Raw genomic sequence first — 25,736 nt, 5'->3', positions numbered from 1 at the left:
CCTTAAATTGATTTTATATTTTTTTTCCTGTCTTATACCACAATGGAAACAATAGAAGTCTTGTTAGCACGTATAAATTTAGTAATCCATATAAAGGGTATAAAACACTGACTAAAGTTGAAAAACCAACTGTTGTTAATGGTATCATTGTAGCTAAAATTATGGTGACAAGCAACCAAAATGGTATTTTAAAATAGCTTACTAATCGGGTTGTTAGCCCTAATACACCAGATGCTGCAGTAGTAAAAATTGCAAACCATAATAATATCGTCATAAATATAACCATTTGAAATGGATAATTACTTAATATCGCAAATAAAGGTATTTCGTATAATAGAATTTCTTCTGCAATTTGAATTAAGCTATTGTTATATATGTACGTTAACACTCCTAATATCAATCCACTACCAAGACTAGCAATCCATATTTCTTGTTTGGACTTCACTTTATCCCCTACTGCACCAAGTACTGCGATTAATGGTAGGATATTGAGTGCTGTAAACGGAAATGCCGATGTCCAGTTATGCTGCTCCCGCCAATTTGAGAATAGATTAAGACTCTCATCATACGTAAACGTTAATAAAATATAAAGTAGCCCTACTATTAGAATCGGCAATATAATCTGGTTCATGGAAAGTAATCCACTAATATCCCGTAAAAATAACAAAAACAACATGATACAGATAAAAACAATCCCCCACCAATACGGGAAGTTAAAAGCTTGTCCGGTCGCACCACTACCAGACATCATGACAACCGTTGTTGTAAAGAGATAGACAAATATCATGACATCATATACGGGTGCCAATTTATCGCCAACTATCTCTCTCAGAACGGGTCTATATTCTGTTGATGCATTTTTATAGCTAACCGACATAATGACATAAAGCGATATTGTAAAAAACACCATGAACAATACAATAGCAAGTCCACTTCCATGACCAAAAAATTCCCATAGTTCCCTACCTGATGCATACCCAGCTCCAATAGTTGTTCCAATAATAAGGAACATCCATTTAAATCCTGATTTCCACATTCACTTCTCCTCCATCATCTACCTCTGTCATTCTATATACAATTTGATGTAATGAATCCATATTGATACGAATCTGACTAAGTTTTTAATCCATTTTCCATTTCCATCAACAGTCCAAAAGTTTATGTAATGGATAATGTATAAAAACAAAAGTAAATCCGTATACTAATAACAATATGTATGTGGAGGAGAACCTATGAATCTAAAGAATCGGTTAACGCAAAAAAATGAAACAATTAGAATGATACATACTGACCCTAACCTTATGACCTCCATGAGTGATTCCATTATGAACTGGTTCCCAAATATTCCAAAAGAATATGTCATTGTATGTGTAGGTACCGATCGCTCAACTGGTGATGCATTAGGTCCTTTAACTGGATCGTATTTAATGGAAAAAAATTAAGACATATGACGGTTTATGGGACATTACAAGATCCTGTCCATGCAACAAATCTCGAAGAATATATTCAATTAATTGAAAAACAGCATAGAAATGCTTATATTATTGCAATTGATGCTTGTCTAGGTAAAACTAGCTCTGTTGGTCAAATCATTGCCTGTGAAGGTGCTCTAAAGCCAGGTGCAGCATTAAATAAACCACTGCCCCCAGTTGGAAATATTCATATAACAGGCGTCGTGAATATTAGTGGTTTCATGGAGTATTCCGTACTACAAAACACTAGATTATCTATTGTAGTGGAAATGGCCAAAAAAATAGCCAATGTTATAGATAACATTGACCAACAACTAAAATCAAGCTATGTTACTCCAGCAATTGTGATGCCAAGGGCAAGAAAAGAACCTATTTGATTTAAACTGGTTTTAAGTGTTTCATTAAATAACTCGCTAGAGGGTTGCGTAGGCACTCCAATCAATCTATTTCTAGTATAGGTCACCTAGCGTTCTTACTCGTACTAACTTCTACAGGAGTACTCAGGATACCATCTCCCTAATAGGACATGGTATGCCATTGTAATATGAAAAGAGCTGATAGAGAATATTTTAGTCCTTTAGGTATTCGTTTGTTTTACCCTCACCATGTCCTACCCTAAAATAGCTGATATAAATAATAGATTACTCCTACCATAAGAATGGATGGTAATAGGTTGCCGACTCTGATTTGGACAACTTTCAGCATATTTAGCCCTATTGCTACAATAAGTAGGCCACCAACTGCGGTTAATTCCACAATGAGGCCATTTAGAAAGGAATCTGGTATCCAGCTTTCTATTTGTGTTGCTAATAAAGCAATGGATCCTTGATATAGTACTACTGGAATAACCGACAATGCAACTCCAAATCCTAATGTGGTCGTTAATACAAGCGCTACAAATCCGTCTAGTATCCCTTTTGTAATGAGTACTTCATGATCACCTCTTATCCCACTATCTAATGCACCAATAATAGCCATGGCACCAACAACAAATATTAACGATGCGGTAACAAATCCCTGTGAGATAGAGTTATTACCCTCTAAACTGGTAGTAAATTTATTTCCAATCCATTTTCCAAACAGATTAAGCTTTTCTTCCAAATTGAACATCTCACCAATGATTGCTCCGGTTAACAAGCTTAGTAATACGACTATAATGAGTTGTGTGGAAAAAGCCATCTGTATTCCAATTAGGATAACCGCTAAGCCTATTCCATGCATCACTGTTTCTTTATATCGTTCGGGTATTTTGGTGAACATCAAACCTAATAAACTCCCCAAGATTATCAACCCGCCATTTACTAATGTCCCGAATAAAGCCATATGCTAAACCCCCGTTCTCTGCGCCGTTCATGAGTCTCTCATGATAATGTTTCACGTGAAACATTTTAATATTTACTAATCATACTATTTATGAACCATTATTGTCTATATAGTAGAACTAACATCAAATAGTAGTAAGGAAATAAACGTTCAAAAAAAGGAGTGGTATCCCCCACTCCCTCATGACTATATATAATTATCTTTCTAGTACCTCTATTATTCTATCTAAATCATCATCCGTATAAAACTCGATCTCGATTTTACCTTTTCGTTTGCCTCGCTGAATCGAAACCGATGTCCCAAGTTTTTCTCGTAATACAGATTCTCTTTCTTGTAAGAAAATATCCTTTTTAGGCTTTATCTTCTTCTTCACTGGCTTTTCATTCAAAATAATAATTAGCTTTTCCACCTGGCGCACATTCAATTTTTCGCTAATAATTTTTTTCACTAACGGTATAAGTTTGTCTTTATCCTTAAGTCCAAGTAACGCCCTACCATGACCCATAGATAATTCACCATTGTTAATATACGCAATTACTTTCTCAGGTAAACCAAGTAACCTTACCATATTAGCAATGTGTGAACGACTTTTTCCAAGTCGTTTTGATAATTCTTCTTGGGTAATATTTAATTCTTTCATTAGATTAGCATAGGCTTGACCTTCTTCGATAGGAGTTAAGTCCTCACGTTGCAGGTTTTCTAATAATGCTAATTCCATCATTTTCTCATCTGATAATTCTTTTACGATTGCTGGAATTTCAGTTAATCCAGCTTCCTTTGCAGCACGGAAACGTCTTTCCCCTACTACAATTTCATATCCTTTAATACTTTTACGTACGATTAAGGGCTGTATAATACCAAATTCCAAAATAGACTCTTTTAATTCTTCAATAGCATCTGTGTGAAAAACCTTTCTAGGCTGATATGGATTCGGTCTACATTCTTTAATTGATATCTGTTGAACTACATCATCCTCTTTTTCCTCAATTTCAGGGAAAAAAGCATCTAATCCTCTACCCAACCCTCGTGCCATTAGCCATCACTTCCTTTGCTAATTCAAGATATACTTCTGCACCTTTTGATTTTGGATCATATGTGATAATTGGTTGTCCATGACTCGGTGCCTCTCCAAGTCTAATATTCCTTGGAATAATAGAGTTATAGACTTTATCCTGAAAGTACTTTTTAACCTCTTCAATTACTTGAATCCCTAGATTTGTTCTAGCATCAAGCATCGTAAGAAGTACACCTTCAATCATTAGTTCTTTATTTAAATGTTTCTGTACTAAACGTATTGTGTTTAGCAATTGACTAAGCCCTTCGAGTGCATAATATTCGCATTGAACAGGAATTAATACTGTATCAGAAGAAGTTAACGCATTAAGCGTAAGAAGACCTAAAGATGGTGGACAATCAATGATAATGTAATCATAATTATCACGTACTTCATCTAATGCCTTTTTTAATCTAATCTCACGGGAAATCGTTGGTACTAATTCTATTTCTGCTCCAGCTAATTGAATTGTAGCTGGTATAATATCAAGATTTTCAACACTTGTTGGTACAATAACCTCGCTTGCAGGAAGATCTTCCACAAGTACATTATATACACATTGATTCATATCTGCCTTATTGATACCTACCCCACTAGTTGCATTACCTTGTGGGTCTATGTCTACTAACAACACTTTGTTGCCTAAGTATGCTAAGCAGGCACTTAGATTAACTGATGAAGTTGTTTTTCCAACGCCACCTTTTTGATTGGCGACAGACATAATCTTCCCCATAATAATTTCACCTACCTAAAAACAATATACTATTTATTTTATCACTTTTTTCGAATGAATAACTATTAAATTTACTATTTTTTATGGAAATGAAATATATCCTCAAAAAATAGTTAAAAATCCCCATGATATAGCATAAAAATATCCCCATCTCTGTAGATGGGGCATAATCTATTTACTTCTTTTTGGTATTTTTATAGTAATTTGATAGTAGTCATCCAAATCTTGTTCATCAGATTCAATATCGATACCTGTATCAGATACCATACTTAATGACTGTCTAATCGTGTTCATTGCAATTCGGATGTCTTTGTTAACACCTTTTAAGACAGGCTTTTTACGCTTTGGTTTGTCTTTCGCATTATTTAAGTTTTCAATTCTTTCTTCTGTTTGCTTTACATTTAATTCATGCTCCAAAATTTCTTGAAGTAGTTTTAATTGTAAAGCTTCGTCTTTTAATTTTATGAGTGCTCTAGCGTGTCTTTCGGTAATATCTTTTCTTAATAATGCTTCCTGTACTTGTTCAGGTAACTTTAATAAGCGAAGTTTATTGGCAATAGTCGACTGGTTTTTACCTAATCGCTGTGCAAGTGCTTCCTGAGTGAGACCTTGTAGTTCTAGTAATTTAGCGTATGCAACAGCTTCTTCAATCACTGTCAGTTCTTCGCGTTGCAAGTTTTCAATTAAGGCTACTGAGGCGGTTTGGGTATCATTCATATCCCGAATAATCGCAGAAACATTCTCCCACCCTAGTGATTGAACTGCACGCCATCTACGTTCACCAGCAATGATCTCATACTTATCATTATCTATCTTCCGAACAACAATTGGTTGGATGATACCGTGAGTGTTGATTGTTTTAGCAAGTTCTTCGATTTTTTCTTCATTGAATACGGTACGAGGTTGATAACGATTGGGTTGTATTTGATTAACCGGAAGTTGTATTACTTCATCTGGATGATAGGTCTCTTCCTCAACTACTTCATTATCCTTCTCACCAATACCAAAAATGCGGTTAAATGGACTTACCATCTACAGCACCACCTTTTTATACTATAGATTAATAGATTCTATATTCTCTCTATCTATTAAAATGTTTCACGTGAAACATTAATTAATATGTACAACTATTAACTATACGAAATCTATTATATTTTACCATAGAAATCACGTTAAGCCTATTTTATCACACTCTTTTCGGCTTGGATATGCTCTTATATCCCATTCGACAAAAAAACAGGAAAAACCTATATTTCCCCTGTTTTCATCTATTATTCGATTGGCTCTTTATTTGGTGTACCAGGTTTTCGTGGATATTTCTTCGGTGTTTGACGTTTCTTGGATATGATTACAATGGAACGATCACTATTTTCTTCTGGAAGTGAAAATGTATGGTTTGAATCTACTTCACCGCCTAGAATTTCAATTGCATTTTTTGCAAGTTGCAATTCTTCGTTTGCTTGTGATCCTTTCATCGCAATAAATGTCCCATTCTTTTTAACTAACGGAAGACATAATTCACTTAATACGGACATTCTGGCAACTGCTCTTGCCATCACTGTATCATAGGATTCACGGAATTTACCATTCTTACCGAATGTCTCGGCTCTATCATGATAAAATGCAACATCAGACAACTCTAATTGAGATGCAAGGTGATTTAAGAAACCAATTCTTTTTTGTAAGGAATCTACTATGGTAACCTTGAGATGTGGAAAACAGATCTTGATTGGGATACTTGGGAAACCAGCCCCTGCTCCGACATCGCAAATATGCTGTTCCTTTGTAAAGTCGTGATAGAATGCAGCAGATATAGAATCATAAAAATGCTTTAAGTATACATCTTCTTCATCTGTTAATGCTGTTAAGTTAATCTTTTCATTCCACTCTACTAAAGTCTTATAGTAGATGTGAAATTGCTCCAGTTGTCGCTCCGATAAGTTAATTCCCTTTTTTTCTAATTCTGTAGCAAATTGAGTTGGGTTCATCTACATGACACTCCTCTACTAAAGTTATGTATTAAAAACTCGCATTCGCTTGTTTGTTCTTTTCACTTGTATGTATCTCAAGGTAAGAAAAAGCTTTATCCTTACCTTATTGAAGAATAAGGCCAGATCTCTATCAAAAGATCTGACCTATGCATTTAATTTGCTATTTTAGCTATTCTACCTTGTTCGATATACACAAGAAGAATAGATACATCTGCTGGGTTTACCCCAGAGATACGAGATGCTTGACCTACTGATAATGGACGAACTAATTTTAACTTTTGTCTTGCTTCCGTTGCAAGGCCACTAATTGCATCGTAATCAATATCATCAGGGATTTTCTTGTCTTCCATCTTCTTCATACGTTCCACTTGCTCATTTGCCTTTTTAATATATCCTTCATACTTCACTTGAATATCGATTTGTTCTTTTACATCCGTAGGAATCTCGGTATTAGATTCAATCACTTGATCGATTAATTCATAGTTTAATTCCGGACGTTTTAGTAAATCGTAAGCCTTCATAGGCTCTCTTAATGGTGTTGCACCTGCCCCTTCAAGCATAGTTTGTACTTCAGGAGTTGGTTTAATCGTAATTTTTCGTAGACGTTCTTTTTCTTCTTCTACAAGTTGTTTCTTCATCTGGAACCTTTGATAGCGTTCCTCTGAAATTAAACCTAACTCGTAGCCAATATCAGTTAAACGTAGATCGGCATTATCATGACGTAACAGTAAGCGATATTCTGCACGAGATGTTAGAAGGCGGTAAGGTTCTTTTGTGCCCTTTGTTACAAGGTCATCAATCAATACCCCTATATAGCCTTGCGAACGATCTAGGATGACTGGTTCCTTCCCTAACACTTTAGCTGCTGCATTAATACCAGCCATGATTCCTTGAGCAGCCGCTTCTTCGTATCCAGATGTACCGTTAATTTGACCGGCGGTAAATAATCCTGGAATATTCTTTAGCTCAAGAGTTGGCCAAAGCTGAGTTGGAACAACAGCATCATATTCAATCGCATAACCAGGACGCATCATTTCTGCATTTTCTAATCCAGGTACAGAGCGAATGATTTCGTGTTGGACAGACTCTGGCAATGAAGTAGAAAGTCCTTGAACATAGACTTCCTCTGTATCTCTACCCTCTGGTTCCAAGAATACTTGGTGTCTTGGTTTATCATTAAAACGAACAATCTTGTCTTCAATAGATGGGCAATAACGTGGACCTGTGCCTCGCTTAGCGCCAGAATACATCGCTGAAAGACCCAAATTATCATTAATAATTTGATGTGTAAATTCATTTGTATACGTTAACCAACAAGGAATTTGATCCATGATAAATTCAGTCGTTTCATAAGAAAATCCTTGTGGTTTGTCATCACCTGGTTGAATCTCCGTTTTCGAATAATCAATCGTATGGCTGTTGACACGTGGAGGAGTACCAGTCTTAAAGCGAACTAACTCTATTCCAAGTTTTTCTAGGTTCTCTGACAGTTTAATAGATGGTCGCTGATTATTTGGACCACTTTCATATTCCAAATCACCCATTAAAACTTTTCCACGCATAAAGGTTCCAGTCGTAATAATAACCGTTTCTGCACGGTATGCAGCACCAGTTTCTGTTATGACTCCTTTACATACGCCGTCCTCGATAATAAGGTCATCTACCATACCTTGACGGAGGGTTAGATTCTTTTGATTTTCAAGTGTTTGTTTCATTTCCTTTATATAAATCGGTTTATCAGCTTGAGCTCGTAATGCCTGAACAGCAGGGCCTTTACCTGTGTTTAGCATACGCATTTGAATATAAGCTTTATCGATTGTCTTTGCCATTTCTCCACCTAAAGCATCGATTTCCCGTACAACGATCCCTTTAGCTGGTCCACCAATCGATGGATTACATGGCATGAAGGCAACCATATCCAGGTTTAGAGAAAGCATGAGTGTTTTGGCACCCATTCTTGCAGCAGCAAGACCAGCTTCTACACCTGCATGACCCGCACCGACTACAATTGTATCGTAATGCCCTGCATCATATACCATATTTGTTTCTTCCTTTCTATTTTACTTACCAAATTTATTTTCCTAAACAGAATTGTGAGAAGAGCTGGTCAATCAAACTATCGCTAGCCGTATCCCCAATAATCTCTCCTAAGAATTCCCATGTTCGCGTTACATCAATTTGTACAATATCAAGTGGCATCCCCATCTCCAACGAATCCATTGCGTCTTCCAGTGCCTTCTTAGACTGGTTTAACAATTGAATATGTCTTGCATTGGATACATAGGTTAAATCACCAGAATCAATTTCACCAGCAAAGAAAGAATCAGCTATCGCACCTTCTAATTCAGCTATTCCCTCTTCCATTAGTAAAGAAGTAGTAACTATTCGTTTATCGCCTACTAATTCTTTAACCTTTTCCAGGTCTAGCTTTTGTTCTAGATCCGTCTTATTAATAATAACAATATATTCTAGTCCCTGAATAGCCTCAAATAATCGTAGGTCTTCCTCGTTAAGTTCTTCATTATAATTCAGGACAAATAGGATAAGGTCGGCTTCTTTCAATGCTTGTCTTGACCGTTCCACACCTATTCTTTCCACAATATCTTCAGTTTCTCTAATTCCTGCAGTATCCACTAGACGTAAAGGAATACCACGAACATTTACATATTCTTCAATTATATCCCTAGTAGTACCAGGAATATCCGTTACAATCGCTTTACTTTCTTGAACTAATGCATTTAGTAAGGAGGATTTCCCCACGTTTGGACGCCCAATAATAGCTGTTGCAATACCTTCGCGTAAAATCTTCCCTTGTTTTGCTACACTTAATAGCTCCTCAATTTCTGCATGCACTTCTTTCGTCTTTTGGCGCATCATTTCATGAGACATCTCTTCTACATCATCATATTCTGGATAATCGATATTTACCTCAACATGAGCAACTGTTTCTAGTAAGGATTGTCGATACTTTTTAATTAAGGAAGAAAGTCGACCATCCATCTGTTTTAAAGCTACATTCATCGCCTTATCTGTTTTGGCACGAATTAGATCCATTACCGCTTCTGCTTGTGATAAATCTATTCTCCCGTTTAGGAAGGCACGTTTGGTAAACTCTCCTGGTTCTGCTAAACGAGCTCCCTGGCTCAAGACAATTTCTAATACACGATTTACGGAAACAAGACCACCGTGACAATTTATTTCTACTACATCTTCTCTAGTAAATGTCTTTGGCCCTCGCATTACTGTTACCATTACTTCTTCCGCAACATCATTGGTAGCAGGATCAATAATTTTCCCATAATGAATCGTATGCGAATCTACTTCCGCCAGATTCTTTCCTTTATATATCTTTGACGTTATTTCAATCGCATTTGCACCACTTAGTCTTACAATCGATATTGCACCTTCACCTATTGGAGTCGATATTGCTGTAATCGTATCCGTCTCAAACATTCCGTTCACCTCCACTACATTTTTTATCTATATCAACACATAAATTTTAATTATTTATAGTAACGTAATTTTTACCGTCACTAACTTAATAGATTAACACAATTTCAATCAAAAATAAACTTATCCACAATAAAATTATCATTTTTGTACTTTCTGAACTTATTCACATGTGGATAAGTTTTATTAAGGAAAGACTTTAGGTTATTCACAAAAGTATTTCCGATTAATCTAAAATAAAAAGAACTTAGATTTGATCATCTAAGTTCTTCATAACTCCATCACTGGTTAATATCTTCTCCATTATGACTTTTTAATTCACCTTGTTCATCTAACTGATCAATCTTAGCTTCAATGGTTCCTTCCGTATAAGCATCTGTCGCTTGTTCATGAGTGATAGCTAGTCCTTTTTCAGTTTGATTATTACTTTGATATCCCGATACATCATAATATTTTTCAGCAACCTCATTCGAATTTTTCTGTTCTTGTTTATCTTTTGCCATATTCTCATTCCTCTCTAATGATAGTGTTTTAAAATACCCATTAAATCAAACTGTAAGTCCTTAATATCCTGATTCGTTAACAATAAAGGAATTTGATCGTTGACGGTTATTGTACAAGTTTCTTCTTGCTTCTCTAGGTATGCTGCCATCTTTACTAATTGATCTATGGATAATGATGAAGCGGTGGTTATGTTTTTTACCTGGGTTAAGTAGAAACTCCTATCATCTAAATCTCCTTGGAATATCGTCCCTTGAAATTGATCCACACATCATTCTCCTTTAGCACCACATTGTTAGTTAGTATGGTACAGAATATGTGAAATATGTATGTCAGAATAACAATTTAAACATAAAAAAACCTCTGGTTTCCCAGAGGTATACATCTATTATGATGGTTTAATCACGACATGACGATGTGGTTCTACACCATCTGAATACGTTGTGACTTCTTTACTATCCTGTAAAACACTATGAATAACTTTTCGCTCGAATGCTGGCATTGGTTCTAAAGCAACCTTTTTACCAATCCGTTTCGCTTTATCAGCCATTCGTAACGCTAAGCCTTCTAAAGTCTCCTGACGTCTGCTACGATAGCCTTCAGCATCTAGTGTCACGGTATAATATTGATTTCCTTCTTTATTAATAACTAAATGTGTTAAATACTGTAGTGCGTTCAAGGTTTGACCACGTTTTCCGATTAGTAGTGCAATTTTTTCACCACTTAATTCATACGTTACATGGTTGGATTCCACTGTTGTTGTTATCTCAACATCAACATTCATTTTTTGAACAACATCTAAAATGAACTTCTCAGCTTCTTGAATCGGATTTTTCGCAAGTCTTACCTTTACAATTGCTCGCTTAGCCCCAAAGACGCCAAGAATTCCTTTTTTACCTTCATCAATAATATCAACTTCTACTTGGTCCCTGGATGTGTTTAACTGCTCTAATGCTGATTGGACCGCTTCATCAACTGATTGTCCAGTAGCAGTTACTTCTCTCACTTTTTGTCTCCCCCAGTATTCGTATCCTTCATCATAGGCTTACGAATGAAAATGGTTTGTGCAATCATGAATAGGTTACCGATAATCCAGTACAATGGTAAGGCTGCAGGTAGAATAAACGCGAATACGACAATCATAATCGGCATCATGTATAGCATAACCTTCATTTGTGGGTTATCTGCACCTGGGCTCCCTGCCATCATTAGCTTCTGTTGTAACCATGTTGTAATCCCTGCGATAAATGGAAGAATCATATCTTTCTCATCTAACGGGAACCAAAGGAATGAATGTCCATCAATTTCATCTGTGCGCATAATTGCGTGATAGAATGCAAGTAAAATTGGCATTTGAATAAAAATCGGTAAACATCCTGCAAGTGGATTTACTCCATGTTTTTGGAATAAAGCCATTGTTTCTTGTTGCAATTTTTGTTGCGTGTTTGCATCTTTTGAGCTGTATTTTTGTTGCAACTCTTTTAATTCTGGCTGAATATCTTGCATTGCTTTTGAACTCTTTAACTGCTTAATATTTAGTGGTAGTAATACAGTACGAATAATTATTGTAACTAAAATAATGGAAAGTCCAAAGTTTTCATCAAATAAATTAGCAAAATAAATGATCAACCATGATAACGGATAAACAAAATATGTATTCCAAATTCCTTCACTTTCGGAAGTAATTGGTTCTTCTATTTCTGTACATCCTGATAGAAAAACAACCAATCCTATTAATAATGCTATTAGAAATAACTTCTTACGCAAATCTCTTCCTCCTAACTAGTCCAACACAAAAAAAATCGCTTACAAATACTATATTATATTTTACAATAAACAAACATTAGATTCTATTTTAATCTAATACTTTCCTATTTTTTCAACAATTTTTCCTTCGACAATAAATGCGTTAAGCTTTTTTTCATATCAAAGAACCCCATATCCTTTGTGGGTTGTCTAGCAATAATAATCATATCATATGCTGGTAGAATATCCTTTTCAAGTTCATGAAATGCTTGGCGCAAATATCGTTTGATACGATTTCTCACAACTGCATTGCCGATTTTTTTACCAACCGATAACCCAATTCGAAAATGATCTTGGTTTTCTTTCTTCATATAATAGATAACTAACTGCCTATTTGCAAAGGACTTTCCCTTTTTAAATATTACTTGAAATTCCTTATTATCTTTCACACGATATTCTTTCTTCACTCTTCATCACCTAACGCAAATTACCATGCTTCATACTTTTCCTAACTATGTATAAACAAAAAGCAATGGAACTTTTAGTACTACCATTCTGAACCATTGCTTTACCATTTATTCCATTAATACTATTTGTTCTTCAATACATTATTATCTATTTAAAAGGAAAAAAGACCACTGATGGTTTCAGCGGCCTATGCAGATAATACTTTTCTTCCTTTACGACGACGACGAGCTAAAACTTTACGACCGTTTTTAGTGCTCATACGTGCGCGAAAGCCATGTACTTTTTTACGTTTACGATTATTTGGTTGAAACGTTCTTTTCATTTATACTGCACCTCCCCGAGGGATCTATTTCAATTAAAACAATCTACTCCATAGACAGTCCATGTAATTATACAGAAATTTTTTATGACAGTCAACTCGCTTTTTTATAAAAACTTGGCCATACATTTTAGTCTTTAGTTCATCCTCCAAAACATACTCCCTAATTAAAATTTACATCTGTCTCCTGCATACACCAAAAATTATTCACAAATCCACTCACATTTAATTATCCACACACCTTGTTTATGACTTTTCCACCCTAAAAAAGTATCCACAACATTTGTCGACAGGTTAATCACAAAATATGGTAGTGTGAATATTTTTTGTCTACAATACATGGACATTGTGGATAAGTGTCGAAAAAGCATTGCAGAACTAGTCTTTTTTTGATATTATAGTTGTGTTTTAACATGTGAATAAGAAACACACGATTTTAACTTATTCACAAACTGTGGATATCCTGTGGACATTAATTCACAGTTTGTTTTTAAATGTTATCCACAAAATGCACTATCTGCGAATAACTCTATAAAATACTTATTCAATACTATCTAAAATATCCACAACCTATCTTAACTATTTTTTGGATAATAGTTAAATAATATCAAGATAACCTACCTTTCCATCTTTATGTTAGGGCACTATTTTTTATACGTTCATACGTAAAATTTCTTTTTTTTGTGCCTAGTATAAGGAAAACTCACATGTTTTAGCGAGTAGCTCAGGACTTTGCGAGTTTCACTATACGTAAAAGATAGAGAGAGGTTTTTTATTCTTATTTTAGGCTAATCTATAATCGTTATCGCAGGATTTCACGTAATCCTCTCTAAATCTAAAGAGGATCTTTTATCGGAAAAACTTTTTCCAAATCTGTTGGAGATGGAACTCCTACTGCAAGAATTCTACTAAGCTAAAAAGGGGGGTATGAGTTGGAGAACATTCATGATCTATGGAAAGCCACGCTTGAAAAGATAGAAGAGAAAATCAGTAAACCGAGCTTTGATACTTGGTTAAAAGATACGAATGCAGAATCGCTAGAAGGTAGTACTCTCACCATTTCCGCACCCAATGAATTTGCTAGAGATTGGTTAGAAGAGCAGTATTCTGATTTAATTCAAAAAATCCTTCTTGAAGTAACTGGTGCACAACTAAAGCTCAAACTCATCGTACTGGATAATGTGGTGGAAGATGATGTAAAACCTAAACCACGAGTAAAACAAAACATACCAGATGTTCATGACGGGAAAACCATGCTAAATCCAAAGTATACATTTGATACTTTTGTAATTGGATCAGGAAACCGATTTGCACATGCTGCATCATTAGCAGTTGCTGAGGCTCCTGCAAAAGCATATAATCCTTTATTTATCTATGGTGGAGTTGGTTTAGGGAAGACACACTTAATGCATGCAATTGGCCATTATGTCTTAGAGCATAATAAAAATGCGAAGGTTGTTTATATATCTTCAGAGAAGTTTACGAATGAATTTATCGACGCCATTATGGAAAATAAAACGACGAACTTCCGTAATAAATACCGAAATGTTGATGTGCTATTAATTGACGATATTCAATTCATTGCTGGAAAGGAATCGACTCAAGAAGAATTTTTCCATACATTTAATGCATTACATGAAGAAAATAAGCAAATTATTATTTCTAGTGACCGACCACCTAAGGAAATACCAACATTAGAGGATCGTTTACGCTCTAGGTTCGAATGGGGTTTGATAACCGATATTACACCTCCTGACCTAGAAACCAGGATTGCCATTCTTACGAAGAAGGCAAAAGCAGAAGGACTTGATATCCCGAATGAGGTTATGCTTTATATTGCGAATCAAATTGATACGAACATTAGAGAATTAGAAGGAGCATTAATTCGAGTTGTCGCCTATTCTTCTCTAGTTAATCAAGACATTGATGCTGCTCTTGCAGCCGATGCTCTGAAAGATATTATTCCAAATAGCAAGCCTAAGGTCATTACGATTCCAGCAATTATGGAAGTAGTTGGGGAACGATACAACATTCGTAAAGAAGATTTTCTTGCAAAAAAACGTACCAAGTCGATCGCCTTTCCTCGACAAATTGCCATGTATCTATCACGTGAATTGACTGATTTCTCTCTACCAAAAATCGGAGAAGAATTCGGTGGGCGTGACCATACAACAGTTATACATGCTCATGAAAAGATTAATGGCTTAATAGAAAGCGACACTTTACTAGCAAAAGAAATTGAAGAAATCAAACAACAGCTGAAATCTCTTTAATTTTTTTTGTTATTAACGTGGATAACTGGTGCAAACTTATAAACAACTTATACACATGTGGATAACTATATTTTATAAAGGGTCAAAGCGGTTATCCACATAATCACAGCCCTTATTACTATTATTACTAAAAATCTTTATAAAAAATAATAAATATATAGAACTTCCATTGGAGGCTTTTTTTATGAAATTTACGATTCAACGTGATCAATTAATTGATAGTGTACAAGACGTTATGAAAGCAATATCCTCAAGAACAGCAATTCCGATCTTAACAGGAATGAAAATTGAAGCAAAACAACATGGAATTACACTTACGGGTAGTGATTCTGATATTTCGATTGAGTCTTACATTCCAGCTGAAGAAGAAGGAATTGTAAATGTAGAGGATATCGAAGAAGGAAGTATTGTATTACATGCCAAGTACTTTCCTGATATTGTTCGTAAATTGCCGGAACAGCATGTTGAAATTATTGCAGATGAAAATCTAAAAGTTACCATCCGCTCTGGTAAGGCAGAATTTAATTTGAATGGTCAAGATGCTGAAGAGTATCCACAACTTCCAAAGCTACAAACAGATGATAGCTTTGAAATCCCTACTGACTTATTAAAGAGCCTAATCAAGCAAACAGTATTTGCAGTATCTTCGATGGAGACTCGACCAATCTTAACAGGTGTTAATATTTCTCTAACTAACAACCTATTAAGCTTTACAGCAACAGATAGTCATCGTTTAGCTTCCAGAGAAGTACCTGTTCAATCTAATGTTGAATTTACTAGCATTGTTGTACCAGGTAAAAGCTTAAACGAATTAAATAAAATTCTAGATGATACATCAGAAACTGTTGAAATCAGCGTGACAAATAATCAAATATTGTTCCGTACGAAGCATTTAAACTTCTTATCGAGAATATTAGATGGTAATTATCCAGAAACTTCTAGATTAATTCCGGAACAAAGTAAAACGGTATTACATGTCAAAACAAAGGATTTAATTAGCAGTATTGATCGTGCTTCCCTACTGGCTAGAGAAGAACGAAATAATGTTGTTAAATTATCAACATTAGAGAATAATATTCTGGAAATTACAAGTAACTCTCCAGAGGTAGGTAGAGTTTCTGAGGAACTAACCGTTCAATCGATCGAAGGGGAAGAATTGAAAATTTCTTTCAGTTCTAAATACATGCTTGATGCATTAAAGGTTATGGAAGTAGATGAAGTGAAGATTGATTTTACTGGAGCGATGAGACCATTTATTATTCGCCCTGAGAATGATCCAGCAATGCTACAGCTTATTTTACCGGTTAGAACGTACTAAAATAAGCCAAACTTTTTCTAAAAAATAAAAAATATAAGTATAAAAATGACTTTTATCTTAAGAATGAATGATAAAAGTCATTTTTTAATATCGATAAAAAGCATTTATATGCATATAGAAACGATTTAAATTCATTTTAAGGGTCTTACCTTCCCTAAACCTAAAAACTTTAGTAAAATGGAAATAAGCGATTATTTTAAACGGAAGGGAATTTATCCTAAATTTAAAATTAGAAACTGGTGAGAAAATTGCATACAGAAATCGAAATTAACACCGAATATATTACACTCGGTCAATTTGTTAAATTGACCAATGTCCTTGAGTCTGGAGGAATGGTTAAAGCATATCTTCAAGATGTCGGGGCTCATGTGAACGGAGAATTAGAACATCGACGTGGTAGAAAGCTTTATCCGAATGATGTTGTTGAAATTGAAGGAGCGGGATCTTTTATCGTCTTAAAAAAAGATTAGTTCCTAAAAGAGGAATTTTTCATGCATATTGAAGAACTAAAATTAACCAATTACCGGAACTATCCTAAATTAGAGATTGGATTTGATGACAAAGTAAATGTCATCATTGGTGAAAATGCACAAGGTAAAACGAATTTGATGGAGGCCATTTATCTTCTTGCATTTACTAAATCCCATCGTACCTCAAAGGAAAAAGAATTAATCCGTTGGGATGAGGATTATGCTAAAATAGAAGGTAGAGTAAAAAGAAAAATCATTCTATACCACTTGAAATTGTTATTTCCGGAAAAGGAAAAAAGCGAAATTGAATCATTTAGAACAAAAGAAACTAAGTGACTATATTGGGAATTTGAATGTAGTGATGTTTGCTCCGGAGGATTTAACGTTAGTAAAGGGACCGCCTCAAATTCGTAGACGATTTATAGATATGGAGCTAGGGCAAATACAGCCTCGATATATTTACCATCTTGGACAATTTCAAAAAGTACTGAAGCAGCGAAATCATTTATTAAAGCAGATGCAACGTGACCGAAGCATGAATCGAATGATGCTCGGCGTCTTAACAGAACAACTCGTTGAACATGCTTCCACTATTTTGGAACGCCGTTTTGCCTTTTTAGAATTACTACGAAAATGGGCAAAACCAATTCATCATGGCATCAGTCATCAGTTGGAAGAACTTGATATTGTCTATTCACCCTCGATTGAAGTATTAGAAAGTGCTTCTAAGGAAAAAATAGAAAGTAGCTATCAAGAGAAGTTTAAACTAGTTGTAGAAAAAGAGATTGAGCGAGGGACAACACTAGTTGGACCACATCGGGATGACATTCTTTTTATGTGAATGGAAAAAATGTTCAAACCTTTGGATCTCAAGGACAACAACGTACAACGGCACTTTCCATTAAGCTGGCGGAGATCGATTTGATTTACAGTGAAGTAGGAGAGTATCCTATCCTGCTGTTAGATGATGTGTTAAGTGAACTAGATGACTTTAGACAGTCACATCTTTTAAATACCATCCAAGGAAAAGTGCAAACCTTTGTATCTACTACAAGTGTAGATGGAATTCACCATGAAACCTTGGATAAAGCTGAGATTTTTAGAGTTCAAAACGGAAATGTCACACCATAATAACGTGACAATGGGGGAGTAGAACTTGTTTATTCACATTGGCAATGGAAATGTTATCCGTTCAAAAAATATCATTTCCATCATTGATTATCAATTTATTTCATCATCTACCATCATGGACGAGATGATGCGTAATAATAAAGAAATAATCATTGGACCTCTAAACGATGCAAAATCAGTCGTTATCACAAATGATTATTTGTATTTAAGTACATTGTCTGTTGCAACCTTGAAAAAGCGGGCAAGTATGATTTCAACAATAAGTAAACTTGAAGACTATTCAAACGAATTAGAGCTTGAATAATTCGAGTAGAAGTAGGTGGGAGAATGGCAATGGAAGAAAACGTAAAAACAGAAGAGTCATCATATAATGCCGACCAGATACAGGTCTTAGAAGGCTTAGAAGCGGTAAGAAAAAGACCTGGTATGTATATTGGATCAACTAGTGAAAAAGGACTTCATCACCTCGTATGGGAAATCGTAGATAATAGTATTGACGAGGCACTGGCTGGTTATTGTGATCACATTCAAGTGATTATTGAAGAAGATAATAGTATTACCGTAATGGATAATGGACGCGGTATCCCAGTAGATATTCAAAAGAAAACAGGTAAGCCAGCAGTAGAAGTAATTATGACTGTATTACACGCCGGTGGTAAATTCGGTGGTGGTGGATATAAGGTTTCTGGTGGATTGCACGGTGTTGGGGCATCTGTAGTAAATGCACTTTCTACTAACCTAGAAGTTAGTGTTCACCGTGATGGTAAGATTCATATGATTGGATTTGAAAGAGGAGTACCAGTTAAACCATTAGAAGTGGTTGGTGAAACAGATCGTACAGGTACAACGACACACTTTAAACCGGATCCTGAAATATTTACAGAAACAACAACTTATGATCTAGATACACTAGTTCAACGTGTACGTGAGCTAGCATTTTTAAATAAAGGAATTCGTATATCCATTGAAGATAAACGTACGAATGAAGGGCCGATATCCTTCCACTATGAAGGCGGAATTAGTGAGTATGTGGAGTATATAAACCGTAATAAAGAGGGACTTCATGAGCCGTTTTATGCAGAAGGTGAAGACCAAGGCATTGCTGTAGAGGTAGCGGTACAATACAATGATGGATTTAATAGCAGTATCTACTCTTTTGCTAATAATATTCATACGTATGAAGGCGGAACACATGAGTCAGGATTTAAGACTGGTTTAACAAGAGTGATTAATGATTATGCTCGAAAAAATGGTCTTATGAAAGAAAGTGAACCAAACCTAACTGGAGATGATGTACGAGAAGGAATCACTGCAATTGTCTCTGTCAAACATCCGGATCCACAATTCGAAGGACAAACAAAAACGAAGCTAGGTAATAGTGAGGTACGTGCGATAACAGATTCTGTTTTCAGTGAGATGTTCTCAAAGTTCTTGCTTGAGAATCCATCAATTGGAAAAATAATCGTCGAAAAAGGATTAATGGCTTCAAGAGCTCGTGCAGCAGCTAAAAAAGCTCGTGATTTAACGCGTAGAAAGAGTGTACTGGAAATTTCCAATCTTCCAGGTAAACTAGCCGACTGTTCATCGAAGGATGCATCCATTAGTGAGCTTTATATCGTTGAGGGTGACTCTGCGGGTGGTTCTGCGAAGCAAGGTCGTGACCGACATTTCCAAGCTATTTTACCGCTACGTGGAAAGATTTTAAACGTTGAAAAAGCTAGACTAGACCGTATTCTTTCTAACAATGAGGTACGTTCAATGATTACCGCAATGGGAACTGGGATTGGCGATGACTTTGATATTTCCAAAGCTAGATACCATAAAATTGTAATTATGACCGATGCCGATGTCGATGGTGCACATATTAGAACATTACTTCTAACATTCTTCTATCGTTTTATGCGCCCATTGATTGAACATGGTTATGTGTATATTGCACAACCACCTTTATATAAGGTTCAACAAGGTAAAGTAGTTCATTATGCCTATGATGATAAAGAGCTGGATAGAATTTTAGCGGAACTACCAGAATCACCAAAACCTGGACTTCAGCGTTATAAAGGTCTTGGAGAAATGAACGCTGAACAACTTTGGGAAACAACGATGGATCCAGAAAATCGTACTCTACTTCAAGTTGAATTGAGCGATGCAATTGAAGCGGATCATGTTTTTGATATGTTGATGGGGGATAAGGTTGAACCTCGTCGTCAATTTATCGAAGAAAACGCACAATATGTTAAAAACTTAGATATCTAGTAAGTAGGATTGTAACTAAGCTTCGAAAAGCGCATAGTCGCTTTTCGTTCTACGTTAGGAAAGAATAAGGAAACTAGCACATTCATAAATCAATAGTCAATGTGGGTTTTCTAAATGTCTAGCTAGTATTTAATAGGCTAAGACATACTCAGGAGGTTTAAAATCGATGGCGGATCAGGAACGTCAAAGTGTACAAGAAATAAATATTAGTCAGGAAGTAAGAACTTCCTTTTTAGATTATGCAATGAGTGTTATTGTCTCTCGTGCGTTGCCAGATGTTCGAGATGGGATGAAACCAGTGCATCGTAGAATATTATATGCAATGAATGACTTAGGTATGCACTCGGATAAAGCATACAAAAAATCTGCCCGTATCGTAGGGGAAGTAATCGGTAAGTATCACCCACACGGTGATTCAGCAGTTTACGAGGCAATGGTTCGTATGGCACAGCCATTTAGTTATCGTAACCCACTAGTAGATGGTCATGGTAACTTTGGTTCGGTTGATGGTGACTCTGCTGCTGCGATGCGTTATACAGAAGCAAGAATGTCCAAAATATCAATGGAATTACTACGTGATATCAATAAAGATACCATCGATTACCAGGATAACTATGATGGTTCTGAAAGAGAACCAGTTGTGTTTCCTGCTCGTTTTCCAAACCTGTTAGTGAACGGTGCTTCTGGTATAGCAGTAGGTATGGCGACAAACATTCCGCCGCATAATCTAGGTGAAACTATTGATGCTGTACTAGCTGTCAGTGAAAACCCAGACATTACGATTGATGAAATCATGGAAAATCACTTACCAGGACCAGATTTCCCTACTGCCGGTATTATTATGGGACGAAGCGGTATCCGTAGAGCCTATGAAACTGGTAGAGGATCGATTACGGTTCGAGCAAAGGTTGAGATTGAAGAAAATCCGAATGGTAAGGCGACTATCCTTGTTACGGAGCTTCCATACCAAGTGAACAAAGCAAAGCTAATTGAAAAAATAGCAGAGTTAGTTCGTGACAAGCGTATTGAAGGGATAACAGATCTACGCGACGAATCAGACCGTAATGGTATGCGTATCGTTATGGAATTACGTCGTGATGTGAATGCTAACGTATTGTTGAATAATTTATATAAATATACCGCTTTACAAACAACATTTGGAGTAAATACATTAGCGCTAGTTAATGGTATTCCTAAGGTACTAAATATTAAAGAGTGTCTATACCACTATTTAGAGCACCAAAAAGTTATTATCAGACGAAGAACAGAATTTGAATTAAAGAAAGCTGAGGCAAGAGCGCATATTCTAGAAGGTTTACGAATTGCACTTGATCACTTGGATGAAGTAATTTCATTAATTCGTAATTCTAAAACAGCTGATGTGGCTCGTGAAGGATTGATGACACGCTTTAAGCTTACTGAAAAGCAAGCGCAAGCAATTCTTGATATGAGATTGCAACGTTTAACAGGCTTAGAACGTGAAAAAATTGAGAATGAATACAATGAACTTCAACGATTAATTGAAGAGTTAAAAGCTGTCTTAGCGGATGAAGAGAAAGTACTTCAAATCATTCGTGAGGAATTAACCGAAATCAAAGAAAAGTACGGTGATAAGAGACGTACAGAAATTACGGTTGGCGGCGCTGACTTCTTCGAGGATGAAGATTTAATTCCAGAGGAAAATATTGTCATTACATTAACCCATAAAGGTTATATTAAACGCCTACCATCCTCCACTTATCGTGTTCAAAAACGTGGTGGCCGTGGTATTCAAGGAATGGGAACAAATGAAGATGACTTTGTGGAACATCTAGTATCTACATCTACCCATGATACGATTCTATTCTTTACCAATAAAGGAAAGGTATATAAAGTAAAAGGTTATGAAATCCCTGAATATAGCCGTACTGCTAAAGGCCTTCCGATTATTAATCTACTTCAAATCGAAAAAGAAGAGTGGATCAATGCTGTCATATCCGTTAATGAATTTAAAGAGGAATATAATTTCTTCTTTACAACAAAGCATGGTATTTCTAAACGTACATCATTGTCCCAATTTGCTAATATCCGTAAAGGTGGCTTAATTGCACTTGGCTTACGAGAAGATGATGAGTTGATCTCGGTACGTTTAACGGATGGTACAAAGGATATTATGATTGCAACCAAGCATGGATATCTCATTCGATTCCCAGAAGAACAAGTAAGATTAATGGGTAGAACCGCAGCTGGTGTTCGTGGTATCTCCTTACGAGACGATGATGAAGTAGTTTCCATGGAGATCTTAGATGAAGGGCTTCAAATCCTACACGTTACGAATAAAGGTCTTGGTAAGAGAACTCCTGAGGATCAATATCGTATTACCAAACGTGGTGGTAAAGGTATCTTCACGGCCAAAATTTCTGAGGAAACTGGCGATATTGTTTCTGTGAAAGCTGTAACTGGTGATGAAGATATCATGCTTATTACAGCAGCTGGTGTATTAATTCGTATCCCAGTGGAAGGCATTTCACAAACAGGTAGAAATACAAGAGGAGTACGTCTAATTCGTCTACAAGAAGGTGAAGAGGTAGCAACAGTTGCTAAAATCGACCGTGAAGATGAAGAAGAGGAAGAATCAATAGATGAAGTAGCAACAGAATCTATTGAAATGAACGAATCTACCTCAGATGAAGAATAAATAGATGAACTAAGTGACGGAGTGAATATTTTCCTCCGTCTTCTTATCCATTATAGGGGGGAAGAAAATGCGAGTTTCCAAAGGACAACTAGTCCCAGGCTGTGTTCTATTACGGGATGTAAAAGGAAAAACCAATCGACCAATAATCCCAGAAAATACTGTTTTGACGGAAGAGCATATTACGGTGTTACATAACTTTTTAATCGATCAGGTAGATGTTTCAGAACGGTTGAGTGATGGGAAGTTATTCCGCCCTAATCCAGTAATGAATGAAGAAAAGACAGAAGAAACGTCATCATCGGAAACTACTCGAAATGTAACAGAACTCTCTTTTGAGGAGCATTATATCTCCGTAGTAGAAGAGTATAAGAATTTATTTAACTCCTGGAGAAAAAATACTCTATTTGATAGTTTGACTGTACGCAATCTGATTGTCCCTCTTATCAATAGAATGGATGATATCGGCTCAGCTGTTTATACCCTTCATCAATATGTGGATAAGAAGGATTATTTCTATCATCATAGTGTGGCAATTTCTGTCTTAAGTGCGTATTTAGGGAAGAAAATGGGTTACCAAAAAGGAGAATGGTTCCAAATTGGACTAGCAGGGTTGCTAAGTGATGCTGGTATGGCTAGACTTGATTCCTTTGCTTTCAAAAAGGAAGGATTGTTAACCAATGAGGAACTAGAAGAAATTAGAAAGCATCCAACATACTCCTATCGTATGATAGAGCATGTTGCTTCTATTCCCTATACGGTAAAACTTGCTGTTCTTCAACATCATGAACGGATTGATGGAAGTGGTTATCCACTTGGGTTATCAAAGGAAAAAATTCATTCATTCGCTCGAATTATTGCTGTTTGTGATATTTATCATGCGATGACTAGTGAAAGACTCTACCGTAAGAAACAGTCACCATTTAAAGTTATAGAGGAATTACAGAAAGAGCAGTTTAGTAAATTAGATCCAAGGGTTGTTCAAATTTTTGTGAAGGCCATTGCTAACTTCTCAATGGGTACGAAAGTATTATTATCAAATGATCAAACTGGTGAGATTGTCTTTATTGAGCAGCATAATCCAACAAGGCCAATTGTTAAATTGGATAATGGCGATATTATTACATTGAGTAACCAGCCAGATTTGCATATTAGTGAAATACTATAATAAATTTTACTAGTATTGTATGTTCAAAAATAAAAAACATTGGTTTGGCGTAAAAACCCGCCCCGGAAATTTACTCCGCTTCCACTTCCAGCACAGGGGCGACATCTGCTCGAAAGAACCTCGCAGTGTCTACCTTGCCGCGGGCGGCTGGTGAGCCTCCTCAGAGCTTCGCTCCTGCGGGGTCTCACCGATGCCTATCCCTCCCGCAGGACAAGAAACGCTACGTCAGCGGCTCGTCGCACGCAGAAAAAGTGCCTCTTTTTCAAGGAGTCTATGTATATTTCCAGTGCTAGTATGACCGAATATCAACATTGAAGTTATAAAACTCAATTATGTCCAGTCATATTCTTTATAAGAAATTTACTAATAATCATTGGTATCTTTACTTGTGTAATATCTAAAAAACTTGATATAAATGGGTAGTCTTTGTCTGGCTTGGTTGCTAGTAATTCTCCCCACCATTCTGCCTCATAACGAGATAACATACTAAGATTATATAGCAGTAAATAATGGACCATGACTTCTGATATGGGGAAAAACATTTCACGGTCTGTTGGTAAATATATATTCTCTTTCATATCTACTTGGAAAGGACTAATGGTGTAGGAAAGAGCATCCCCTAGAACGACAATAACATTTTCTGCTTTCTGACGACTCTCTACAATAGTTGGTACATAGGCATTAAGTTTTTTTAAGAGTGCATTTTCAGTCATATGATAATGATCACAGAGAAGTGTAGGAATGGAGAGTATATTTTCCCCTACTTTTCCAACTTTCACTAAGCTCGTATTCTGTTCGATATCATAATAAGGGATTAGTTCTGGTATTAAACGAAGTAAATCATTCATCGTAATTTTTTCAAAGGGAAGCTTGTTAATGCGAAATAAATGCTCTGAGAAATAAGGGAAAAGACCTTTATATTGAACTTTTACTTCATCCTCGAGGAAGTTATAGTCCTTCTTTTTACGCTTTCTAGTGGATACTCCGTGAGCTAGGACAGAGGTTGATTCTGGATAGTCTGGCCGCTTTATCAATAAGCATGCCTTTAATAAATGTGCCATTCCATAAAAATACATAACTGGCTTCAGTACGATATCTACTTTTTCCCCTGCACGATAATATTCCATACCATGATTTAAACAATACATAAATACATTACAGTTTTCATAGCTTTTTCGTTCAGCATCTACATCATGTAGTTGTTTATAGCATTCTAACAAAAAATTTTGCGCTGTTTGCTGTGATTGTAAATAGGTAAATATCATTTTAGGGTCATCATGAAAATGCATGCCAAATTACCTTCTCTTTTGATAGAAAAATTAGAATATATCAACTTTAATTTGTAGTGTTTCTGTTATTGAAAATGTTCCTAAGTTCAAGTATTGTATA

The 25,736-nt window shown here is 35.9% G+C and carries 25 protein-coding genes and 1 pseudogene; 11 read left to right on the top strand and 15 right to left on the bottom strand.

Annotation, left to right across the window (positions count from 1 at the left end):
- Nucleotides 1–13: 13 nt before the first annotated feature.
- Nucleotides 14–1,036, bottom strand: a complete 1,023-nt coding sequence (locus tag G5W_RS0104700) for a YkvI family membrane protein (protein ID WP_010094649.1) — start codon at nucleotides 1,034–1,036, stop codon at nucleotides 14–16.
- Between the two features lie 196 nt (nucleotides 1,037–1,232).
- Here G5W_RS0104700 and yyaC point away from each other — a divergent pair.
- A pseudogene (gene yyaC, locus G5W_RS21970) lies at nucleotides 1,233–1,849 on the top strand (spore protease YyaC).
- Nucleotides 1,850–2,087: 238 nt separating this feature from the next.
- On the opposite strand, the gene G5W_RS0104690 reads toward yyaC, so the two are convergent.
- The 13 genes from G5W_RS0104690 to rpmH form a co-directional block, all read right to left on the bottom strand.
- A complete protein-coding gene (locus tag G5W_RS0104690; RefSeq protein ID WP_010094645.1) occupies nucleotides 2,088–2,795 on the bottom strand; it encodes a DUF554 domain-containing protein in 708 nt (235 codons plus the stop codon).
- Nucleotides 2,796–2,991: 196 nt separating this feature from the next.
- A complete protein-coding gene (locus G5W_RS0104685) occupies nucleotides 2,992–3,828 on the bottom strand; it encodes a ParB/RepB/Spo0J family partition protein (protein ID WP_010094644.1) in 837 nt (278 codons plus the stop codon).
- A complete protein-coding gene (locus G5W_RS0104680) occupies nucleotides 3,809–4,582 on the bottom strand; it encodes a ParA family protein (protein WP_010094643.1) in 774 nt (257 codons plus the stop codon). The genes G5W_RS0104685 and G5W_RS0104680 overlap by 20 nt, the downstream gene beginning before the upstream one ends.
- Nucleotides 4,583–4,753: 171 nt before the next feature.
- Nucleotides 4,754–5,614 carry a nucleoid occlusion protein gene (noc, locus tag G5W_RS0104675; protein WP_010094642.1) on the bottom strand — a complete coding sequence of 287 codons (861 nt, stop codon included), beginning with the start codon at nucleotides 5,612–5,614 and terminating at the stop codon, nucleotides 4,754–4,756.
- A gap of 239 nt (nucleotides 5,615–5,853) precedes the next feature.
- Nucleotides 5,854–6,570: a 16S rRNA (guanine(527)-N(7))-methyltransferase RsmG gene (gene rsmG / locus G5W_RS0104670; RefSeq protein ID WP_010094641.1), complete on the bottom strand. Its 717-nt coding sequence runs from the start codon at nucleotides 6,568–6,570 to the stop codon at nucleotides 5,854–5,856.
- Nucleotides 6,571–6,725: 155 nt separating this feature from the next.
- Nucleotides 6,726–8,612 carry a tRNA uridine-5-carboxymethylaminomethyl(34) synthesis enzyme MnmG gene (mnmG, locus tag G5W_RS0104665; RefSeq protein WP_010094640.1) on the bottom strand — a complete coding sequence of 629 codons (1,887 nt, stop codon included), beginning with the start codon at nucleotides 8,610–8,612 and terminating at the stop codon, nucleotides 6,726–6,728.
- A gap of 34 nt (nucleotides 8,613–8,646) precedes the next feature.
- Nucleotides 8,647–10,026 carry a tRNA uridine-5-carboxymethylaminomethyl(34) synthesis GTPase MnmE gene (gene mnmE, locus G5W_RS0104660; protein ID WP_010094638.1) on the bottom strand — a complete coding sequence of 460 codons (1,380 nt, stop codon included), beginning with the start codon at nucleotides 10,024–10,026 and terminating at the stop codon, nucleotides 8,647–8,649.
- A 278-nt stretch (nucleotides 10,027–10,304) separates the two neighbouring features.
- Complete coding sequence (locus G5W_RS0104655) at nucleotides 10,305–10,526, bottom strand: YozQ family protein (protein WP_010094637.1); 222 nt, start codon at nucleotides 10,524–10,526, stop codon at nucleotides 10,305–10,307.
- Nucleotides 10,527–10,540: 14 nt separating this feature from the next.
- Nucleotides 10,541–10,792 carry a hypothetical protein gene (locus G5W_RS0104650; protein ID WP_010094636.1) on the bottom strand — a complete coding sequence of 84 codons (252 nt, stop codon included), beginning with the start codon at nucleotides 10,790–10,792 and terminating at the stop codon, nucleotides 10,541–10,543.
- A 120-nt stretch (nucleotides 10,793–10,912) separates the two neighbouring features.
- Nucleotides 10,913–11,530 (bottom strand): RNA-binding cell elongation regulator Jag/EloR, encoded by a 618-nt coding sequence (gene jag, locus G5W_RS0104645; RefSeq protein WP_010094635.1) that lies wholly within the window; start codon nucleotides 11,528–11,530, stop codon nucleotides 10,913–10,915.
- Nucleotides 11,527–12,291: a YidC family membrane integrase SpoIIIJ gene (spoIIIJ, locus tag G5W_RS0104640; protein WP_010094634.1), complete on the bottom strand. Its 765-nt coding sequence runs from the start codon at nucleotides 12,289–12,291 to the stop codon at nucleotides 11,527–11,529. The genes jag and spoIIIJ overlap by 4 nt, the downstream gene beginning before the upstream one ends.
- A gap of 104 nt (nucleotides 12,292–12,395) precedes the next feature.
- Nucleotides 12,396–12,737: a ribonuclease P protein component gene (gene rnpA / locus G5W_RS0104635; RefSeq protein ID WP_010094633.1), complete on the bottom strand. Its 342-nt coding sequence runs from the start codon at nucleotides 12,735–12,737 to the stop codon at nucleotides 12,396–12,398.
- 188 nt (nucleotides 12,738–12,925) lie between these two features.
- Nucleotides 12,926–13,060 (bottom strand): 50S ribosomal protein L34, encoded by a 135-nt coding sequence (gene rpmH, locus G5W_RS0104630; RefSeq protein WP_010094630.1) that lies wholly within the window; start codon nucleotides 13,058–13,060, stop codon nucleotides 12,926–12,928.
- A 929-nt stretch (nucleotides 13,061–13,989) separates the two neighbouring features.
- Between rpmH and dnaA the strand changes: the two genes are divergently transcribed.
- The 10 genes from dnaA (at nucleotide 13,990) to G5W_RS0104590 (ending at nucleotide 24,347) form a co-directional block, all read left to right on the top strand.
- Entirely contained in the window at nucleotides 13,990–15,330 is a 1,341-nt protein-coding gene (gene dnaA / locus G5W_RS0104625; RefSeq protein ID WP_010094628.1) for a chromosomal replication initiator protein DnaA, read from the top strand.
- Nucleotides 15,331–15,514: 184 nt separating this feature from the next.
- Entirely contained in the window at nucleotides 15,515–16,648 is a 1,134-nt protein-coding gene (gene dnaN / locus G5W_RS0104620) for a DNA polymerase III subunit beta (protein WP_010094625.1), read from the top strand.
- A 248-nt stretch (nucleotides 16,649–16,896) separates the two neighbouring features.
- A complete protein-coding gene (gene yaaA / locus G5W_RS0104615) occupies nucleotides 16,897–17,118 on the top strand; it encodes a S4 domain-containing protein YaaA (RefSeq protein WP_010094623.1) in 222 nt (73 codons plus the stop codon).
- A gap of 21 nt (nucleotides 17,119–17,139) precedes the next feature.
- Entirely contained in the window at nucleotides 17,140–17,454 is a 315-nt protein-coding gene (locus G5W_RS24975; RefSeq protein ID WP_010094621.1) for an AAA family ATPase, read from the top strand.
- Nucleotides 17,423–17,959 carry a DNA replication/repair protein RecF gene (locus G5W_RS24970; protein ID WP_010094620.1) on the top strand — a complete coding sequence of 179 codons (537 nt, stop codon included), beginning with the start codon at nucleotides 17,423–17,425 and terminating at the stop codon, nucleotides 17,957–17,959. The genes G5W_RS24975 and G5W_RS24970 overlap by 32 nt, the downstream gene beginning before the upstream one ends.
- On the top strand, nucleotides 17,956–18,249 hold the full coding sequence (locus G5W_RS24965) for a P-loop NTPase family protein (protein WP_010094618.1): 294 nt from the start codon (nucleotides 17,956–17,958) through the stop codon (nucleotides 18,247–18,249). Before G5W_RS24970 ends, G5W_RS24965 begins: the two co-directional genes overlap by 4 nt.
- Before the next feature lie 25 nt (nucleotides 18,250–18,274).
- Nucleotides 18,275–18,553 carry an extracellular matrix regulator RemB gene (gene remB, locus G5W_RS0104605; protein ID WP_010094616.1) on the top strand — a complete coding sequence of 93 codons (279 nt, stop codon included), beginning with the start codon at nucleotides 18,275–18,277 and terminating at the stop codon, nucleotides 18,551–18,553.
- A 23-nt stretch (nucleotides 18,554–18,576) separates the two neighbouring features.
- Nucleotides 18,577–20,505, top strand: coding sequence for a DNA topoisomerase (ATP-hydrolyzing) subunit B (gene gyrB, locus G5W_RS0104600; protein ID WP_029191011.1), 1,929 nt, complete (start codon nucleotides 18,577–18,579; stop codon nucleotides 20,503–20,505).
- Nucleotides 20,506–20,671: 166 nt separating this feature from the next.
- Entirely contained in the window at nucleotides 20,672–23,182 is a 2,511-nt protein-coding gene (gyrA, locus tag G5W_RS0104595; protein WP_010094614.1) for a DNA gyrase subunit A, read from the top strand.
- Nucleotides 23,183–23,249: 67 nt separating this feature from the next.
- Nucleotides 23,250–24,347: an HD-GYP domain-containing protein gene (locus G5W_RS0104590; RefSeq protein ID WP_010094613.1), complete on the top strand. Its 1,098-nt coding sequence runs from the start codon at nucleotides 23,250–23,252 to the stop codon at nucleotides 24,345–24,347.
- A gap of 326 nt (nucleotides 24,348–24,673) precedes the next feature.
- Here G5W_RS0104590 and G5W_RS0104585 read toward each other — a convergent pair whose 3' ends face one another.
- The gene (locus G5W_RS0104585; protein WP_010094612.1) at nucleotides 24,674–25,636 is read right to left on the bottom strand and encodes a YaaC family protein; all 963 of its coding nucleotides are present in this window, start codon (nucleotides 25,634–25,636) and stop codon (nucleotides 24,674–24,676) included.
- Nucleotides 25,637–25,736: the final 100 nt, after the last annotated feature.

Origin of the sequence: Ornithinibacillus scapharcae TW25 (assembly GCF_000190475.1) — a bacterium.
Taxonomy (GTDB): Bacteria; Bacillota; Bacilli; order Bacillales; family Amphibacillaceae; genus Ornithinibacillus; species Ornithinibacillus scapharcae.
This window is presented reverse-complemented; position numbering and strand designations above follow the sequence as displayed.